This is a genomic window from Streptomyces sp. NPDC001002 (assembly GCF_053599215.1).
In genome coordinates, this window is record NZ_JBSFLV010000185.1 from 1 (window position 1) to 17,024 (window position 17,024).

Annotated in this window: 17 protein-coding genes, 1 pseudogene and 1 riboswitch; of the genes and pseudogenes, 4 read left to right on the forward strand and 14 right to left on the reverse strand. The window is 69.2% G+C overall.

Annotated elements, in window-relative coordinates:
* Positions 1-399: pseudogene (locus tag ACWDR3_RS42570) on the forward strand (hypothetical protein); the annotation flags it as partial.
* Here the strand turns inward: ACWDR3_RS42570 and ACWDR3_RS42575 are convergent.
* The 5 genes from ACWDR3_RS42575 to ACWDR3_RS42595 all read right to left on the reverse strand — a co-directional run bounded on the left by ACWDR3_RS42575 (position 356) and on the right by ACWDR3_RS42595 (position 5,731).
* Complete coding sequence (locus tag ACWDR3_RS42575; protein ID WP_450357982.1) at positions 356-1,546, reverse strand: hypothetical protein; 1,191 nt, start codon at positions 1,544-1,546, stop codon at positions 356-358. The pseudogene ACWDR3_RS42570 and the gene ACWDR3_RS42575 overlap by 44 nt on opposite strands.
* 33 nt (positions 1,547-1,579) lie before the next feature.
* Entirely contained in the window at positions 1,580-2,596 is a 1,017-nt protein-coding gene (locus tag ACWDR3_RS42580) for an NlpC/P60 family protein (protein WP_450357983.1), read from the reverse strand.
* A 232-nt stretch (positions 2,597-2,828) separates the two neighbouring features.
* A complete protein-coding gene (locus tag ACWDR3_RS42585; protein WP_450357984.1) occupies positions 2,829-3,863 on the reverse strand; it encodes an NlpC/P60 family protein in 1,035 nt (344 codons plus the stop codon).
* A gap of 248 nt (positions 3,864-4,111) precedes the next feature.
* The gene (locus tag ACWDR3_RS42590) at positions 4,112-5,455 is read right to left on the reverse strand and encodes an NYN domain-containing protein (RefSeq protein ID WP_450357985.1); all 1,344 of its coding nucleotides are present in this window, start codon (positions 5,453-5,455) and stop codon (positions 4,112-4,114) included.
* A 36-nt stretch (positions 5,456-5,491) separates the two neighbouring features.
* Positions 5,492-5,731 carry a hypothetical protein gene (locus ACWDR3_RS42595; RefSeq protein ID WP_401727423.1) on the reverse strand — a complete coding sequence of 80 codons (240 nt, stop codon included), beginning with the start codon at positions 5,729-5,731 and terminating at the stop codon, positions 5,492-5,494.
* Positions 5,732-5,887: 156 nt separating this feature from the next.
* Here ACWDR3_RS42595 and ACWDR3_RS42600 point away from each other — a divergent pair, with 156 nt between their 5' ends.
* Positions 5,888-6,631, forward strand: a complete 744-nt coding sequence (locus ACWDR3_RS42600; protein ID WP_450357986.1) for a rhomboid family intramembrane serine protease — start codon at positions 5,888-5,890, stop codon at positions 6,629-6,631.
* The gene (locus ACWDR3_RS42605) at positions 6,628-6,909 is read left to right on the forward strand and encodes an Lrp/AsnC family transcriptional regulator (protein ID WP_124004215.1); all 282 of its coding nucleotides are present in this window, start codon (positions 6,628-6,630) and stop codon (positions 6,907-6,909) included. Before ACWDR3_RS42600 ends, ACWDR3_RS42605 begins: the two co-directional genes overlap by 4 nt.
* 32 nt (positions 6,910-6,941) lie before the next feature.
* On the opposite strand, the gene ACWDR3_RS42610 is transcribed toward ACWDR3_RS42605, so the two are convergent.
* The 6 genes from ACWDR3_RS42610 to ctaE form a co-directional block, all read right to left on the reverse strand.
* On the reverse strand, positions 6,942-8,303 hold the full coding sequence (locus ACWDR3_RS42610) for an aminotransferase class V-fold PLP-dependent enzyme (RefSeq protein ID WP_450357987.1): 1,362 nt from the start codon (positions 8,301-8,303) through the stop codon (positions 6,942-6,944).
* Between the two features lie 166 nt (positions 8,304-8,469).
* A riboswitch (SAM riboswitch) is annotated at positions 8,470-8,586 on the reverse strand.
* A 76-nt stretch (positions 8,587-8,662) separates the two neighbouring features.
* Positions 8,663-9,727 carry an anthranilate phosphoribosyltransferase gene (gene trpD / locus ACWDR3_RS42615; protein ID WP_450357988.1) on the reverse strand — a complete coding sequence of 355 codons (1,065 nt, stop codon included), beginning with the start codon at positions 9,725-9,727 and terminating at the stop codon, positions 8,663-8,665.
* A 133-nt stretch (positions 9,728-9,860) separates the two neighbouring features.
* Positions 9,861-11,504 carry a cytochrome bc1 complex cytochrome b subunit gene (gene qcrB / locus ACWDR3_RS42620; RefSeq protein ID WP_450357989.1) on the reverse strand — a complete coding sequence of 548 codons (1,644 nt, stop codon included), beginning with the start codon at positions 11,502-11,504 and terminating at the stop codon, positions 9,861-9,863.
* Positions 11,501-12,556 (reverse strand): cytochrome bc1 complex Rieske iron-sulfur subunit, encoded by a 1,056-nt coding sequence (qcrA, locus tag ACWDR3_RS42625; RefSeq protein ID WP_450357990.1) that lies wholly within the window; start codon positions 12,554-12,556, stop codon positions 11,501-11,503. The genes qcrB and qcrA overlap by 4 nt, the downstream gene beginning before the upstream one ends.
* Positions 12,553-13,362 carry a cytochrome bc1 complex diheme cytochrome c subunit gene (qcrC, locus tag ACWDR3_RS42630; protein WP_402347760.1) on the reverse strand — a complete coding sequence of 270 codons (810 nt, stop codon included), beginning with the start codon at positions 13,360-13,362 and terminating at the stop codon, positions 12,553-12,555. The genes qcrA and qcrC overlap by 4 nt, the downstream gene beginning before the upstream one ends.
* Positions 13,363-13,442: 80 nt before the next feature.
* A complete protein-coding gene (gene ctaE, locus ACWDR3_RS42635; protein WP_401727430.1) occupies positions 13,443-14,063 on the reverse strand; it encodes an aa3-type cytochrome oxidase subunit III in 621 nt (206 codons plus the stop codon).
* Positions 14,064-14,241: 178 nt separating this feature from the next.
* On the opposite strand from ctaE, the gene ACWDR3_RS42640 reads away from it, so the two are divergent.
* Complete coding sequence (locus ACWDR3_RS42640; RefSeq protein ID WP_450357991.1) at positions 14,242-14,643, forward strand: hypothetical protein; 402 nt, start codon at positions 14,242-14,244, stop codon at positions 14,641-14,643.
* Positions 14,644-14,723: 80 nt separating this feature from the next.
* Here the strand turns inward: ACWDR3_RS42640 and ACWDR3_RS42645 are convergent, their stop codons facing one another.
* The 3 genes from ACWDR3_RS42645 to ACWDR3_RS42655 form a co-directional block, all read right to left on the reverse strand.
* Complete coding sequence (locus ACWDR3_RS42645; protein WP_450357992.1) at positions 14,724-15,986, reverse strand: Ig-like domain-containing protein; 1,263 nt, start codon at positions 15,984-15,986, stop codon at positions 14,724-14,726.
* Between the two features lie 130 nt (positions 15,987-16,116).
* On the reverse strand, positions 16,117-16,515 hold the full coding sequence (locus ACWDR3_RS42650) for a cytochrome c oxidase subunit 4 (protein ID WP_124004207.1): 399 nt from the start codon (positions 16,513-16,515) through the stop codon (positions 16,117-16,119).
* Positions 16,512-17,024 (reverse strand): cbb3-type cytochrome c oxidase subunit I (locus tag ACWDR3_RS42655; protein ID WP_450357993.1); only part of this gene is annotated, 513 nt, incomplete at its 5' end. The genes ACWDR3_RS42650 and ACWDR3_RS42655, both read right to left, overlap by 4 nt.

Below are 17,024 nucleotides of genomic sequence, written 5' to 3' on the forward strand. Positions count from 1 at the left end.
CGGTTCGAGTCGGCCACGGTGGCGGACGCGGCCTTCGTCGCGGTGCTGATGTTCACGGTCACCAGCCGGGTGATCAGCCCGCAGTACATGGTCTGGCTGATCGGTCTCGCGGCGGTCAGCGTCTGCTTCCGCGGCAGCCGTATGGGCACGCCCGCGGTCCTGGTCCTGGTGGCGAGCTTCGTGACGGTCCTGGAGTTCCCGATCCGGTTCTCGGACGTGGTCCAGAGCACCCCCTTGGGCATCACGCTCCTCGCGGCCCGCAACGGCCTCCTGGTCCTCGCCACGATCCTCGCGGCCCGCGCCCTGTGGCGCGCCACGGTCCCCCGCGAGGAGCCGGCCCAGATGCCCGGCCCGGTCAGCCGAGTTGATCCCGAAGGTACGCCCGCCACGCGTCCGTGAACTCCTCCAGAGTGGTCCCCAGCACCTTCTTGAGCGCCCCCTCGACCGACCCCGCCCGCGTCCTGTGGTCCCCCACGGCCCGGTAGAACTCCCCGAGCTTCGCCTCGCCCCACTCGGCGGCGATCAGCCGGCAGGCCAGCCAGCCGCCCTCGTAGGCCTGCGCGAGCTTCGTCGCGTCGCCGCTGAACCCGAAGTCCCGGTCGGTCGGCAGGGCTTGGGGCACCTCGTCGTCGGCCACCGCGCGCGCCAGCTCCGGCGCGGCCTGCTCCGGGGTGCGCCCGGTGCCGCGGTAGCCGACCCAGTCCGCGTAACCCTCCGACAGCCACAGCGGGGTGGCCGCGCTGGTGTGGGCCCGGGTGGCGACATGCGTGGTCTCGTGGGTGAGCACGACCTGCTTGCCCAGGGCACCGAGGATCGCGTACGCGTCCGGGTTGACGATGACCCGGTCCGCGGGCGCGTTCGGCGCGCCGCCCACCTCGCCGGTGGTGACCGCCGCGATCCCCCGGTAGGAGGACGCGGGCGAGCCCAGCAGCCCCGCCATGCCGTCCAGGGACTTCGGTACGAGCACGACGACGTGCCCGGCCCAGTCGGACCCCCAGGCCCCCGTCACGGCCGGTACGGCGCGATCGGCGAGGTCCGCGTACCGGTGCAGTGCCTCGCTGGTCTGCCCGACGCCCAGGACGAGGCTGTGCGCCCCGCGCACGACCGCCACCTCGCCCTGGTCCCACAGCTGCTGCGCGGACTTCTTGGCGGGCGTCTCGGCGTCCACGTACCACTGCCCGTCCTGCTCCCGGCTGAGGGTCAGGGTGCGGCCGGCGGTGACGGGGGCCTTGTCGTAGCCCTCGACCTGGTAGCGCAGGTCGACGTCGGCGGTGGCGGTGGAGCCGGAGCGGTGCAGGGCGGTGACGCGGTAGGACCAGCTCGCCAGCGGCACCCCGCGCAGGTTCTCGAACCAGCTGAGCGCGCCCGTCTTCAGGAAGGCGGTGCGGTCGCGGTCCAGGACGGCGGTCGCACGGCGGTCCAGGACCTGCTGGAGGTCCTTGCGGTCGGTGGTGGCGGCGGGCTTCCCGCCGCAGCCCACCAGGCAGACGAGCAGCAGAACGAGCGCCACCGCTCCGGTTCCCGACGCCCGCCCTCGACCAGCCACTTTACGATCGTACGGCCGCGGTGCCGGGAGTGGTCAGACCCTCGTGACCGAGGAGACGGGCATCATGCCCACCGGGTCGTAGCGCACCGGCGCGCCGGGGTAGGGCGCGTGGATCACCTGGCCGTTGCCCATGTACATCGCGACATGGCTGGCGTCGGACCGGTAGGTGACCAGGTCGCCGGGCTGCGCCTGGGAGAGCGGGACCTGGTGGCCGGCGTACCGCTGGGCCTGCGAGGTGCGCGGGAGATGGACGCCGGCCTGCGCGTACGACCACTGCATCAGGCCCGAGCAGTCGAAGCCGGAGGGGCCGCTGGCGCCCCAGACGTAGGGCTTGCCGAGCGCGGTGCGGGCGGCGGCGATGGCGGCCGCCGCGCGGGCCGAGGCGGGGGCCGCGTCGCCGAGGTCGGGGATCTCCACGCGGCCGGAGCGGGAGGCGCGGTCGTAGGCGGCGCGTTCCGTGGACGGCAGGGAGTTGAGCAGTTGCCGGGCCTTGGCGAGCTTCTTCTCGACGGTCTTCTTGTGGGTGGCGACGGCCTTGCGGCTCTTCTCCAGTTCGGAGAGCTTCTCGGTGGCCTCGGAGCGCTCCTGGGCGAGTTCGCGCATGGCGGACTCGAGTTCCCTGAGTTCGCCGGTCTGGTGGACGGTGATCCGGTCCAGGACGGAGGCCTTGTCGAGGTAGTCGTCCGGGTCGTCGGAGAAGAGCAGGGCCAGGGAGGGGTCGACGCCGCCGGACCGGTACTGGGCGCCGGCCAGCGAACCGAGCGTCTCCCGCATGGAGTTGATGCGCTGCTGCTGGCGGGCGATGCGGTCCTGGGAGTCGGCCACCTCGCGGCGGAGCGTGTCGGCGGTCTCGTCGGCCTTGTTGAAGGCCTCGGTGGCTTCCTCCGCCTGCTCGTAGAGGCGGTCCACCTCGGCCTTGGTGTCGGTGTGCGGTGCGGCGCTCGCCGGTACGGCGCCGAGGGCGGCGGCCGCGGCGGACAGCGCGCACAGGGCGGTGCCGGCGCCCCGGTTGAACCCGGACGGCGATGCAAGTCGGCGATGGGACCCCACGGGAAGCCGCACTCCTTCCGCTGGCGGACGAGGAAACGCGGCAGACAGTAGCCCCGCTACCGGGGGCCCACCAAAGACCTCCGCGACCACTCAACGTGACGCCCCGCCCAAGACGCAGGTCATGGGCGGGGCGCGGGGTCAGCTGGAGTTGTCGTAATTCGCCCGTTCGGGCGGTGCGGCGTCGCGGCCTTACGGTCGATCGCTTCCGGTCGGAAGCGGACACCGAACCGGATCAGATCCGGACGCCGAACTGGAACGGCATGTTGCCGATCGACTCGTAACGGACCACGGTGCCGGTGCGCGGGGCGTGGATCACCTGGCCGTTGCCGGCATAGAGGCCGACGTGGTGCATGTCGCCGTAGAAGATGACCAGGTCGCCGACGCGCAGGTCGCTCTGGTTGTAGATGCGGGTACCGGCGCTGGCCTGGGCCTGCGAGGTGCGCGGGATGCCGACGCCGGCCTGGGCGTAGGCCCAGGAGGTCAGGCCCGAGCAGTCGAAGGAGGACGGGCCGGAGGCGCCGTAGACGTACGGGGTGCCGAGCTTGGACTGGGCGGCGGCGAAGGCCGCGGCGGCCCGGCTGGAGGCGGAGGTGGTGTTGCCCAGGTCCACGCGCTCACTGGCGCTGCGGCTGGCCCGGGCGTCGGCGTCGGCGAGCGCCGACCGCTCCGCGGCCGTCAGGGTGTTGAGCAGCTTCTGCGCCTCGGCGAGCTTGCTCTGGACTTCCTGCTTCTTCTTGCCCAGTTCGGTGCGGGTGGAGGCGAGGTCCTTGAGCTTGTCCGAGGCCTCGGCGCGCTCCTGGGCGAGTTCGCGCTGCTTCTCCTGGATCTTCTTCAGCGCCTCGACCTGCTGGGCGCTCAACTGGTCGGCGGTGGACGCCTTGTCCAGGTAGTCGTCGGGGTTCGACGAGAGGAAGAGCTGGAGGGAGGAGTCGATGGAGCCGGTGCGGTACTGCGCGGCGGCCGCCAGGCCTATGGACGAGCGGAGCTCGTTGAGCTCCTCCTGGCCGCGGGCGACGTTGTCCTGGATGGTGGAGATCTCCTTCTGGAGCTTCTCCTGCTTCTCCTTGGCGCCCGTGTACTTCTCGGTGGCCTGCTCCGCCTGCTCGTAGAGCTTGTCGACCTTCTCCTTGACCTCGTTCTTCGTGGGCTTCTCACTCGGCGCGGCGTTCGCGGCCTGGGCGCTGATGGCAACGGCGGCAGCAGCTGCGGTGGTGAGCACGGTCACACGTGCCCGACTCGGCTGCTTGGGTCGACGATGGGACGCCACGGACGCGGGCTCCTTCTTCAGAGTGATCACCCGTTCGGAGGTTCGAGCCCAGACCCTAGTGACCTTCTTGTGATCAGTTCAAATCCTCACGTGAAAAATGTTTGTCACAGAGTGCATTCTTTGCACTCAACTCACATGCAGTCATGGTCGATTGACGCTACGTTGCGTGATGATTACGCCAATTCGGGCGTTAAACCTGCAAGCTTGACCTTCGGGACAGGCGTCGGAACAGGTGCCCGAACAGGCGCTCAGATCAGCCGCTTCAGGAGCATCGCCGAAGCGATCGGCCGGGCCCCCGCCTTGGCGACCCCGTCGGCCACCTCACGGTCGGTGGACGCGACGATGACGGGCCGGCCCGGCGGCTCGGCGCGCACCAGCTGGCGGATCAACTCGTCCGCCGTGACACCCGGCTTGGAGAACAGCACCCGCACCCCGCGCGGCGGCGCGAGCAGCACCGGCGCGGCCAGTTCGGCCCCGTCGAAGACACACGTCACCTCGGCGCCGGTCTGCGCGGCGAGCTGCGAGAGCTGGCCGAGCAGCCGCAGCCGCTGCTTCTCCAGCGGCATCTGCGGATAGCCGGTCTTGGTGACGTTGTAGCCGTCGACCACCAAGTGCGCCTGGGGCAGGGCGAGAAGCTGGTCGAGAATCGCGGGATCGTGCTCGGACAGCGCCCGCGCGGCGATGTCCTTCGGGGTCATTCGTCCCGGTTCGACCGCGTCCACGGTCTCCGCGGGCCGCACGGACACCGGCGGCAACGCCAGCTCCCTGCGCAGCCCTTGGGCCGCTTCCAGTACGGTGTCCAACAGCAGGCGCACGCGCATGTCCTCGACACTGCGCCCCTCGCGCGCCGCCTTGCGCGTGGCCTCCAGGGAAGCCTCCGCCTCGGTGAGCCGCGCCTTGAGGCGCCGCGCCTCGCTCTCGGCGGCGGACAGCTGTGTCTGCCCCTCGGAGCGCTGCGCCTCCATCTCGGCGTGCACCTTGCGCAGCGCCGCCTCACCGCGCCGCACGTCACTGACGGCCGCGCGCAGCTTGCGATGAAGCGATTCCGCTTCTTTTCTGGCGGCCTCCAGATCGGTGCGCAGCCGCTCGGTCTCGGTCCGGGTTGCGTCCCGCGCCTGCGCCAGTTCCGCGCGCAGCCGCTCCAGCTCGGCCCGGCTCTCCTCGTCGGCCCGCTCGGCGTCCGCCCGCTGGGCCTCCTCGCCAGCCGCCGTCACGAGCTTCACCCAGCCCATGGGGCGCAGCACATAGGCCGCGGCCGCCACATCGAGCGGGTCCGCGGCCGGGGGCGGCGCACCCGAGTCGAGCGCGCCGGCGAGCTCCGCCTGGGCCTCTCTCAGCTTCTCCCCGATCCGCTGCCGGAACAGCGGGTCGGTCTCCAGCGCGGCCGCCATCGCGTTCCCGGCGAACTTGGCCCGCCGGTTGGGGGCGAACCGCGCGTACTGCCGCAGCTGCGCGGGCAGTTCGGCGACGGTCAGGCCGCCGAAACCGTCCGAGACGATCTGTACGACCCGGCGGCGCACACCGTCGGGCAGCGGACGGTCGAGCACCTCAGCGGTGCCGTCGCCCGGCCCCCCGCCTGCGCTCTCCACCATCCGTCACACCCCATCACCTGTGCGGGGCCGGCCCTGTCAGGAACCGGCGCCGGGCCTGTCCACGAGTTCCACCTGATCCACGGCGTTGCACCAGCGGCAGCGCACCGACTCGATGGTCTCACTGACCACCTCGCGCTCCTCGACCCTCGGCTCGCCGGCGAGGTCGAGATGGACGTACTCGACGACCTTCGACGAGCGCGTCACGTCGAAACGCGTGAGGTTGCCGCACAGGGTGCAGCGCCACCGCGTGGCCGCGGTGGGCAGGGGAACCGTCATCGTGACTGTCCGCTTTCCTTCTAGTGTCCGTGACGCCCGGCTTCCCCGGTGCGTGTGGCTCGTAACCCTACGGCCTGGCGCGTACTCGCCGCCCGTCCGTCCGCGGCGGCGAGGCGGTCTGTGCGTGTGCGTCCCGTTACGCCATGCTCTGTGTCCATGATCAGCAACTGGAGCGCGACGGTCGGCAGGACGTTCAGAACGGTCCGGATGCCGTCGGCACCGGTGACGTACGGCCTGATCGCGGCCTGTTGCCTGGTCTTCGCGGCCGGTCCGGCCTCGGGTCTGAATCCGGCCTACGGCTCCGGGGACGCGCTGCTCGCCGCGCAGCGGGCCTATTTCCACCGCTGGGGCGTGGTCCCGGCGGACCTCTTCGCGGACCCGGCCGGCTCCGCCCTCACCCCCGCGACGGCCCTCTTCATCCACGGCAGCTGGATCCACCTGCTCGGCAACATGCTCTTCCTCTACGTCTTCGGCGTGATGACCGAGGAGCGGATGGGCCGCGTGCAGTTCACGCTCTTCTACCTGGTCTGCGGCTATCTCGCCCTGCTGGGGTACGCGGCCGCCAACTCCTCCTCCGACCAGTCCCTGGTGGGGGCGTCGGGGGCGATCTCGGCGATCCTCGGTGCGTTTCTGTACCTGTTCCCCGGGGCGCGGGTGACGAGCCTGCTGCCGTTCCTGTTCTTTCTGCCGATGCGGTTTCCGGCGTGGGTGGTGCTGCCGTTCTGGGCGGCGCTGCAGTGGGTGGCGGCGGGGCGGGCGGAGCAGGGGCCCGGGGTGGCGTATCTGGCACACCTGGTGGGCTTCTCGCTGGGCTTCGGCTACGCGTGGGCCCGATTCCGCCGTACGACTAGAGTGAAGGCCGCCCCAGCTCCGGCCCCCGAGGGAGAGAACCAGCCGTGATCACCGCGATCGTCCTCATCAAGACCAGCGTGGACCGGATCCCTGAGATCGCGGAGTCGATTGCCTCGCTGGAATCTGTGAGCGAGGTGTTCTCCGTGACGGGTACGTATGACTTGATCGCGATGGTTCGGGTCAAGGAGCACGAGGATCTCGCCGAGGTGATCCCGGGGCGGATCAGCAAGATTCCCGGGGTTGAGGGGACCGATACGCATGTGGCGTTTCGGACGTACTCCCAGCATGACCTGGAGGCGGCTTTTGCGATCGGGTTGGACTCCTGACCACCTGAAGACCGCCTCCGGACCGAAACTCCTCACACAGTCGGGACGCAGCGGCCGTTCTCCGTTGTGTACTTCCACTTGGCGCCGTCGGTCACCAGTTCCTTGACCGCGCCGATGAAGCGCTCCACGTGCTCGTCGGGGGTGCCCGCGCCGAAGCTCACTCGGATTGCGTTGAGGGACTTCTCGCCCGGGGCCGCCTCGGGGGCGCCACATTCGCCCTGGGTCTGGGGGTCGGTGCCCAGGAGGGTGCGGAGCAAGGGGTGGGCGCAGAAGAGGCCGTCGCGGACGCCGATGCCGTACTCGGCGGAGAGTGCGGCGGCGAAGTGGGAGCTGTTCCAGCCGTCGACGACGAAGGAGATCACGCCCACGCGCGGGGCGTCGTCGCCGAAGAGGGACAGGACCTTCACCTCCGGGACTTCCGCCAGGCCCGCCCGTACCTTCCCGATCAGGTGCTGCTCGCGCGCGACCAGCGTGTCGAAGCCCGCCTCGGTCAGCGCCTTGCAGGCCGACGCGATGGAGTAGGCGCCGATCACGTTGGGCGAGCCCGCTTCATGCCTCGCGGCGCTGTCGTGCCACTCCACCTCCACTCCCCCGTCCTCGCGCCGGGCGACCTTGCGGCTGGCGCCGCCGCCCGCGAGGTAGGGGTCGGCCGCCTGGAGCCAGTCGGCGCGGCCGGCCAGGACGCCGGAACCGAAGGGGGCGTACAGCTTGTGGCCGGAGAAGGCGATCCAGTCGACGTCGAGGTCCTGGACGGAGACCGGGTGGTGCGGGGCGAGTTGGGCGGCGTCCAGGACGATGCGGGCGCCGTGGGCATGGGCCGCGGCCGCCAACTCCCGTACCGGCCACAGCTCGCCGGTGACGTTCGAGGCGCCGGTGACGCAGACCAGGGCCGGGCCGTAGGGGTCTCGGTTTGCGAGGGCCTGCTCCAGGGTCTCGACGGCCTGGGCCGGGGTGCGCGGGGCGTTGAGGTAGGTGACGCGGGCGTCCTGCCAGGGCAGCAGCGAGGCGTGGTGCTCGGTCTCGAAGACGAAGACCTGGCAGTCGGCGGGCAGAGCGGCGGCGAGCAGGTTGAGGGAGTCCGTGGTCGAGCGGGTGAAGATCAGCTGGTCGTCGGGGCGGCAGTCCAGGAACTCCTCGACCGTCCGGCGGGCGTTCTCGAAGAGGTCCGTGGAGAGCTGCGAGAGGTAGCCGGCACCGCGGTGGACGCTGCCGTAGTAGGGGGCGTAGGCCGCCACGTCGTCCCAGACGCGCTGGAGGGCGGGGGCGCTGGCCGCGTAGTCGAGCGCCGCGTAGGTGACTTCGCCGCCCGTGACGAGCGGGACGGTGACGTCCCGGCCCAGAACGGGCAGCTGGGCACAAATGGTCGGGGCGGCGGCAGCGGTGGAGACAGACATGGCGAACTCCCGTGAGAGGCAAGGCGGTTCCGCCGTGCGAGCGCGCAGGGCTCAAACACGGAGGAGGGTGAAAGGGGATGTGCGGAGGCGGGGCTCGGCGCCCTATCGCATTCGCTTGCTCACGGAGTACTCCCTCGATGACCAGGACCCCTGGTGTCTTTCGAGGGGCCCGCGCTTGCCGCAGACCTCGCTGCCTACGGCCTGGTCTTCACCCGGGGCACCCCGCCACGGACGGAGGGTTGCCGGACAGTCGGCCGGGGCCTCATGACTGTCACTCATGACCTGGTCCAAAAACTTACGTGAGGTGATCGTCGTCCCGCAACCCGTGTCCGGATCGCGGGACGACGACCGCCGTGGTGCTACGCGTTGCTGGCCGCCGACCAGCGCTCCAGGGTCCGCTTGGCGGCGCCCGAGTCGATCGACTCCGCCGCCTTCGCCATCCCGGCCCGGAGCTGGTCCGCCAGCGGCCCGTCACCCGGCTCCAGGGCCACCAGCGCGGCCGCCGAGTTCAGGAGTACGGCGTCCCGCACGGGGCCCGTCTCGCCGTCCAGGAGCCGGCGGGCGACGCCCGCGTTGAACTCGGGGTCGGCGCCGCGCAGGGCCTCCACGGGGACCAGCGGGAGGCCCACGTCACGGGGGTCGAAGGACTCCTCGGTGACCTTGCCGTCGCGGACGATCCACACCCGGGAGGTGGCCGTGGTCGTCAGCTCGTCGAGGCCGTCGTCGCCGCGGAACACCAGGGAGGAGTTGCCGCGCTCGGCGAAGACGCCCGCGATGATGGGCGCCATCCGCGGGTCGGCGACCCCGACCGCCTGGGCCCGCACCTTGGCGGGGTTGGTCAGCGGGCCCAGCGCGTTGAAGACCGTACGGATGCCCAACTGGCCGCGCGCGGCGCCCGCGTGACGCAGGGCCGGGTGGAACTTGATCGCGAAGCAGAAGGTGATCCCGGCCTCCTCGGCGACCTCGGCCACCCGCTTGGGGGTCAGCTCCAGGTTGACGCCGAGCCGTTCCAGGACGTCGGAGGCGCCGGACGCGGAGGACGCGGCCCGGTTGCCGTGCTTGACGACCTTCGCACCCGTGCCGGCGATCACGATCGAGGACATCGTGGAGATGTTCACCGTCTTCGCGCCGTCGCCACCGGTGCCGACGATGTCCACCGTCTTCCCGGACACCTCGATCACGTTGGCGTGCGCGTACATCGCGCGCACCAGACCGGTGATCTCCTCGACGGTCTCGCCCTTGGCCCGCAGCGCCACCACGAACCCGGCGATCTGCGCGTCCGTCGCCTCGCCGCGCATGATCTGGTCCATCGCCCAGAAGGTCGCGTCGGCGTCCTGGTCCTTGCCGTACAGCAGGGAGTTCAGTACCTCGGGCCAGGAACGGCCCGCCGCGGTGTCGCCTCCAGCGGGGGTCACAGCGCTCATACGGCCGCTCCTGGGTGTCGTAGAAGATGCTTCACAAGACGTGCCCCACCCTATCCAGCGCGTGGCACGGCGAAGGGCCCCGTCCGGTGTTCGGACGGGGCCCTTCGACTGTGGCGTGGCGACGCCTCAGCGATCAGTGGTGGCCGTGGCCGCTCGTGATCTCCTTGTACTCCTCGACGGTGGGCTTGGGGATCTGGGACTCCTCGCCGTAGTACGCCTCGCTCAGCTTGGCGCGCAGCTTCTCGGAGCCCTTCACCTTGCGCTCGACGCCGTTCTCGTCGACGGTCGCGCCGATCGCGGCCGGCACGTACTGCTCGTGCGCGGTGAGCGTGTGCAGCGCGTCCTGGCTGAGCGGCTCGTGCACCTCGATGAACTCACCGTGCGGCAGGCGCTTGATGATGCCCGACTCGCGGCCGTGCAGCACCTTGTCGCGGTCCCGGCGCTGCAGGCCCAGGCAGATCCGCTTGGTGGCGACGAACACCAGGACCGGCACGACGAAGAAGCCGATGCGCACGAACCAGGTGATCGAGTTGATCGACAGGTGGAAGTGCGTGGCCCAGAGGTCGTTGCCGCCACCGACGAGCAGGACGAAGTACCAGGAGATCCAGGCGGCGCCGAACGCGGTACGCGTCGGGACGTTGCGTGGACGGTCCAGGATGTGGTGCTCGCGCTTGTCGCCGGTGACCCAGGACTCGATGAACGGGTAGACCGCGATCGAGACCAGGACCAGCGGGAAGATCACCAGCGGGATGAACACGCCCAGGACGAGCGTGTGGCCCCAGGCGTTGATCTCCCAGCCCGGCATGACACGGATCAGGCCCTCGGAGAAGCCCATGTACCAGTCGGGCTGGGCGCCCGTGGAGACCATGTCCGGCCGGTAGGGGCCCATGGCCCAGATCGGGTTGATCGAGGCGATCGCCGCGACGGCCGCGATGACACCGAAGACCAGGAAGAAGAAGCCTCCGGCCTTGGCCATGTAGACCGGCAGCAGCGGCATGCCGACGACGTTGTTGTTCGTCTTTCCGGGGCCCGCGAACTGCGTGTGCTTGTGGTAGAAGACCAGGATCAGGTGGCCGACCACGAGCCCGAGCATGATGCCCGGCAGCAGCAGGATGTGGATCGAGTAGAACCGCGCGACGAAGTCGCCGCCCGGGAACTCGCCGCCGAAGAGGAAGAACGACAGGTACGTGCCGACGATCGGCACGGACAGGACCGCGCCCTCCATGAAGCGGACACCGGTGCCGGAGAGCAGGTCGTCCGGGAGCGAGTAACCGGTGAAGCCGGTGAACATGCCCAGGACGAACAGCAGGAAGCCGAACAGCCAGTTGACCTCACGCGGCTTGCGGAACGCACCCGTGAAGAACACGCGCATCATGTGCACGAACATCGCGGCGAGGAAGATCAGCGCGGCCCAGTGGTGGATCTGCCGGATCAGCAGACCACCGCGCACATCGAAGGAGATGTGCATGGTCGAGTTGAAGGCCTCGGACATCATCTGGCCCTGCAGCGGGATGTAGCTGCCGTGGTACTCCACCTCGTTCATCGACGGGTGGAAGAACAGCGTCAGGTACACACCCGTGAGGATGATGATGATGAAGCTGTAGAGGCAGACCTCGCCCAGCATGAACGACCAGTGGTCGGGGAAGATCTTGCGCATGTTGGCCTTGGCCAACCCGTAGATCCCCAGCCGGCCGTCCGCCCAGTCGGCGACGCGCTCGCCCGCCGGGGCTTTGCCGCGCCGGGCCTCGTTGCTTGCGGTGCTCTCGTTGGTGCTCATCCGCGCTCCCAGAATGCAGGACCGACGGGCTCTTCGAAGTCGCCGAGCGCCTCGAGGTAGCCCTCGTCGTTCACGCCGATGCGCAGCTGCGGCAGGGCGTGCCCGGCGGGGCCGAAGATCACTCGGGCACCGTCGGAGAGGTCGAAGGTGGACTGGTGGCAGGGGCACAGCACGTGGTGCGTCTGCTGCTCGTACAGGGAGATCGGGCAGCCGACGTGGGTGCAGATCTTCGAGTACGCCACGATGCCCTCGTGCGACCACTCGAGCTCGCGCTTGTCCTTGATGTTGTCCGGCTGGAGCCGGACGATCATCAGGGCCGCCTTGGCGATCTCGGTCTGGAACTCCTCGTCGTGCTCCTCCAGGCCCTCGGGCTTGGCGAAGGTCAGCGAGCCGACCGCGACGTCGGAGGGGCGCAGCGGCTCGTTCGTGTTCATGTTGACGAGCAGCTTGCCCTTGGACCAGATGGTGTGGCGGAGCTTGGTCCCGGGCAGCGGGCCGAGGTCGCGCAGCAGCATGACGCCGGAGAGCGGGAACAGGGCCAGCGCGCCGAACATCGTGTTGCGGATCAGCTTGCGCCGGCCGAGCGCGGACTCCTTGGCGCCCTGCTTGAAGTCGGCCAGCACCTTGGCCTTGACCTCGGGCGTGGCCTCGATCGCGTGCCGCTCGTCGGCGATCTCCACGTCGGACATCAGGGTGCGGGCCCAGTGGACCGCGCCCGCGCCGATCGAGAACAGCGCGAGGCCCAGGGTCAGGCCGAGCGCGAAGTTCAGCGCGTTGATGTGACCGATCGGGAAGACGAAGATCGCCTTGTCGTGCGGGATCGCCACGTAGGAGGCGATGAAGCCGACGGTGGCCAGCATCGACACCGTGAACAGGAAGGCCACGACGCGCTCGGACCGCTTGGCGGCCCGCTCGTCGATGTCCTGCACCCGGTGCTCGTGGGGCGGCAGTCCGGGGTCGGCGAACGGGTCCTGCTCGTTCGCGACGCCTACCGCGCCGTGCGCGTCCTGCTCAGCGGGCAGGTTCTCTTCTGGAATGTCTTGGCTACTCATGACTTCTTGGCCTTTGCGGTCCGAGCGGCGACCCAGACGGCGACCGCGATCAGCGCGCCGAGTCCGAAGACCCAGGCGAAGAGGCCCTCACTGACCGGCCCGAGGCCACCCAGTTCGAGGCCACCAGGGCTCTCGGTGTCGTCGCCGTTGACCGCGTTCAGGTACGCGATGATGTCCTTCTTGTTCTTCTCCGACAGCGTGGTGTCGGGGAAGGACGGCATGTTCTGCGGGCCCGTCTGCATGGCCTCGTAGATGTGCTTGGGGGCGACACCTTCGAGGTCCGGCGCGAACTTGCCGTGCGTCAGCGCACCGCCCTTGCCGGTGAAGTTGTGGCACTGGGCGCAGTTGGTGCGGAAGAGCTCACCACCCTTGGCGATGTCGGCGCCGTCGGGGCCGTACTGGGCCTTCGTGGGGACGGTCGGGCCGGCGCCGAGGGAGGAGATGTACGCGGCGAGCTGGTCGATCTCGGCCTGCGTGTAGATGACCTTCTTCTTCGGGATCTGCGCGCCCGGCTGCTGGGCCGGCATACGGCCGGTGCCGACCTGGAAGTCGACGGCCGCGGCGCCCACGCCGACGAGACTCGGACCGTCGGAGGTGCCCTGACCGCCGGTGCCGTGGCAGCTTGCGCAGCCCACGGAGTAGAGCTTCTTGCCCTCGTCGATGGCGAGGGACTGGGCGGTCTCATCGGCCTGCGCCTTGCTCGCGGGCGCGAACGCGGCGTACAGCCCCCCAGTGGCCGCCAGCGCGAGGAGTAGGACGACGACAGCCGCCAGCGGATGGCGTCGTCGTGCGGAGAGCTTTTTCACGGATTACCCCGGTGTCAGGATCTTCTGCGTCGATGCTTCTGGAAAGTGCGTCTGCTGGACGCACGCGGGAGCGGGCCCGCCTACTTGATCAGGTAGATCGTGGCGAAGAGGCCGATCCAGACGACATCGACGAAGTGCCAGTAGTAGGACACGACAATGGCCGCGGTCGCCTGCTCGTGCGTGAACCTCTTGGCCGCGTAGGTACGGCCGAGGACGAACAGGAAGGCGATCAGGCCGCCCGTCACGTGCATGCCGTGGAAGCCGGTGGTCAGGTAGAACACCGAGCCGTACGGGTCCGAGGAGAGCGAGAGGCCGTCCTCCTTCACCAGCTCCGTGTACTCGAAGATCTGACCGCCGATGAAGATCGCACCCATCACGAACGTGACGATGAACCAGCCCCGGAGCTTCTTCACGTCCCCGCGCTCGGCGGCGAAGACGCCGAGCTGGCAGGTGAGGGAGGAGAGCACCAGGATCGTGGTGTTGGTCGCGGAGAACGGAAGGTTGAGATGGCTTGCCATCTCCTTCCAGTGATCCGGACCGGTCACCGATCGCAGGGTGAAGTACATCGCGAAGAGGGCCGCGAAGAACATCAGCTCGGAACTCAGCCAGATGATGGTTCCGACGCTGGTGAGGTTCGGCCGGTTGACCGACGGGTGCGCGTGCCCGGTTTCTACTGTCGTTGCTGTCGCCACGACCGACATTATGTCGGTCGCTTATCCCGCCCTCACTCCGGGGGGTGCCGTTCGGAGTGTCCGCACCGTGTGTACTGCCCGTATGGCCCATCGAAGCGGTGTTCCAACAGGTGTTGACGGCGTGTTCAAGGGAGTAGCATCCGCCGCATCGGTCCCCGGGGTTCCCGACCAAAGACGCGGAGGAACAATGCAGCCGACTGCCACGGTGCTGGTCTACAGCGATGACTCCAACACGCGCGAGCAGGTCCGGCTGGCCGCCGGGCGCAGGCCGGCTCCGGACGCGCCGTTGGTGGAGTTCCTGGAGTGCGCTACGCCTGCGGCGGCCTTGAAGGAACTGGACCGGGGTGGGATCGACGTCTGTGTCTTCGACGGGGAGTCCTCGCCGATGGGGGGCATGGGGTTGTGCCGGCAGGTGAAGGACGAGGTGTTCAACTGCCCGCCGGTGCTTGTCCTCATGGGGCGGCCTCAGGATGCGTGGCTCGCCACGTGGAGTCGGGCTGAGGCGGCTGTGACGTTGCCTGTGGATCCGGTGGAGTTCGCGTCGGCGCTTGCTGCGCTGTTGCGGGACAAGAAGGCTCTGAGCGCCTAGGAGCACGGTTCGGCCCGTAGTTCGGCGACTGCGGGCCGATGTGGTTGCTCGCGCAGTTCCCCGCGCCCCTGACGGGGCGCTCACACTGCCGTTGGTCTGAGACGGGCCGTGTCCTCGGGGCTTGGGGTGTCCGGGGTGTTGGCGATCAGGGCGCTGCCGTTGCGCCACTTCTTCCAGCCCACGTTCCAGTCGCCGAAGCCGTTGCCGAAGGGTTCCATTTCGTCGCCGTAGGAGTTGACGACCTTGACGACGTCGCCCTGGTGGATGTTGTCGAAGAACCACTCGGCGTTGCTGGTGCTCATGCCGGTGCAGCCGTGGCTGACGTTCTCGTAGCCCTGGGAGCCGACGGACCAGGGGGCCGCGTGGACGTACTCGCCACTCCAGGTGACGCGGGTGGCGTAGTAGACCGGCAGGTCGTAGTTGTCCGAGGAGCCCTCGGCGATGCCGACCGTGGTGCCGCGCATACGTACGAAGTACTCCTTGCCCAGTACGACCTTGACGCCGTTGCGGGTCTCGAAGCCGGGCTTGCCCGTGGTGACCGGGAGTTCGTTGATCTCCTTGCCGTTCTTCCAGACGGTCATGGAGTGTGACGAGGCGTCCGTCACGGCGATGATGCGGTCGCCGATGGTGAGCTTCAGGGGCTTGGAGGCGCCGCCCCAGAGGCGGTCGCTGATCTTCACGCCGTCCAGCTCGCTGCGGACCCGCACGGTCGCGTGGGTGGGCCAGTAGTCCTTGGGCCGGTAGTGGAGTTCCTTGTCGTCCACCCAGTACCAGGCGCCCTGCACGGCGGGTACGGAGTCGACCCTCAGGGCGCGTTCCACGATCGCCCGCTGCGCCTTGTCCTTGACCGGCTTGTCGAGCTCGGCCGTGACGGGCTGTCCGACGCCGTACTTGCCGCCCTCCGGCCCGAACTTCACCGTCAGGGGCTTCTTGGCGGTGGGCTTGCTGGTGTCGAAGGCGAGGACCTTGCGGCCGGGGGCGCCGTCGTCGTCCTCGGTGCTCACCCGGACCGTGTAGTGGGCGCTGGCGGCCAGCGGGGAGGTGCTGTGCCAGCGAGTGCCGTCGGCACTGAGTTCGCCCGTCACATAGCGACCCTGGGCGTCCATGGCGGTGACGTCCGTGATGCGGCCGTCGTCGTCCGACGCGGTCACTTCCAGGGGCTTGTCCGGGTCGACCTTCTTTCCGTCGTCAGCGGGGCCGTTGAAGGAGATCTGGTCCGTCGCGTCGTACGGCTTCGCGGAGAGCGGGTTGCCGCCGCTGCCGCAAGCGGTGCCGCCCGCGCCGAGGGCGATCACCAGCAGCGTGCAGCTGACGACGGTGCGGGTGCGCGGAGAGTGGTTCATACGATCACGTTATGGACGTACGTCGGCGGCGGCGCGGCGAGTAACTCGTACGAGGGACCAGTAGTGCGGCAAAAGCAGGAGCCCGGACCCTCCTGACGGAGTGTCCGGGCTCCAGAACGTGCCGGGCGTGCTACTGGGTGCGGTTCTCACCGCGGTAGTACTCGAAGACCCAGCCGTACAGACCGACCATGAGGATCGGCGCCGAGAAGTACAGCAGCCACCAGCCGATCGCGATCGACAGGAAGGCGAGCGCGCCGCCGATGCCGAGGGCGAGCGGCTGCCAGCTGTGCGGGCTGAAGAACCCGACCTCGCCGGCATCGTCAGCGACGTCGGCTTCCTTGTTGTCCTGCGCGCCGACGTCGACCCGCTTGGCCGTGAAGCCGAGGTAGAAGCCGATCATGATGCACAGGCCGAAGGCCAGGAAGAGCGCCGTGGTACCGGCCGGCTCCTTCGACCACACGCCATAGACGACCGCCATGGCGAGGACGAAGACGCTCAGCCACATGAACATCCAGCCTTGGACCTTCACTTGCCAGCCTCCTTGCCACCGGCCAGAGCCTTCTCACCGTGAGGCGCGTTCTCGAGCTGGTCGAGAGCGGCGATCTCCGGGTGGTGCAGGTCGAACGCCGGGGATTCACTGCGGATCCGCGGAAGGGTGAGGAAGTTGTGCCGCGGCGGCGGGCAGGACGTGGCCCACTCCAGGGAGCGGCCGTAGCCCCACGGGTCGTCGACGCCGACCGGCTTGCCATACTTGGCCGTCTTCCACACGTTGTAGAGGAACGGCAGGATCGACATGCCGAGCAGGAACGAGCTGATCGTCGAGATCGTGTTCAGGGCGGTGAAGCCGTCGGCCGCCAGGTAGTCGGCGTAGCGACGCGGCATGCCCTCGGCGCCCAGCCAGTGCTGGACCAGGAAGGTGCCGTGGAAGCCGATGAACAGCGTCCAGAACGTGATCTTGCCGAGCCGCTCGTCGAGCATCTTGCCGGTCATCTTCGGCCACCAGAAGTGGAAGCCGGCGAACATCGCGAAGACGACCGT

What these genes read in the sequence shown, in the direction of transcription:
- ACWDR3_RS42610 (WP_450357987.1), bottom strand. Translation starts at nt 8,303, where the DNA reads ATGTCTGTCTCCACCGCTGCCGCCGCCCCGACCATTTGTGCCCAGCTG.
- ACWDR3_RS42600 (WP_450357986.1), top strand. Translation starts at nt 5,888, where the DNA reads ATGATCAGCAACTGGAGCGCGACGGTCGGCAGGACGTTCAGAACGGTC.
- ACWDR3_RS42595 (WP_401727423.1), bottom strand. Translation starts at nt 5,731, where the DNA reads ATGACGGTTCCCCTGCCCACCGCGGCCACGCGGTGGCGCTGCACCCTG.
- ACWDR3_RS42645 (WP_450357992.1), bottom strand. Translation starts at nt 15,986, where the DNA reads ATGAACCACTCTCCGCGCACCCGCACCGTCGTCAGCTGCACGCTGCTG.
- ACWDR3_RS42590 (WP_450357985.1), bottom strand. Translation starts at nt 5,455, where the DNA reads ATGGTGGAGAGCGCAGGCGGGGGGCCGGGCGACGGCACCGCTGAGGTG.
- ctaE (WP_401727430.1), bottom strand. Translation starts at nt 14,063, where the DNA reads ATGTCGGTCGTGGCGACAGCAACGACAGTAGAAACCGGGCACGCGCAC.
- qcrB (WP_450357989.1), bottom strand. Translation starts at nt 11,504, where the DNA reads ATGAGCACCAACGAGAGCACCGCAAGCAACGAGGCCCGGCGCGGCAAA.
- qcrA (WP_450357990.1), bottom strand. Translation starts at nt 12,556, where the DNA reads ATGAGTAGCCAAGACATTCCAGAAGAGAACCTGCCCGCTGAGCAGGAC.
- trpD (WP_450357988.1), bottom strand. Translation starts at nt 9,727, where the DNA reads ATGAGCGCTGTGACCCCCGCTGGAGGCGACACCGCGGCGGGCCGTTCC.
- ACWDR3_RS42640 (WP_450357991.1), top strand. Translation starts at nt 14,242, where the DNA reads ATGCAGCCGACTGCCACGGTGCTGGTCTACAGCGATGACTCCAACACG.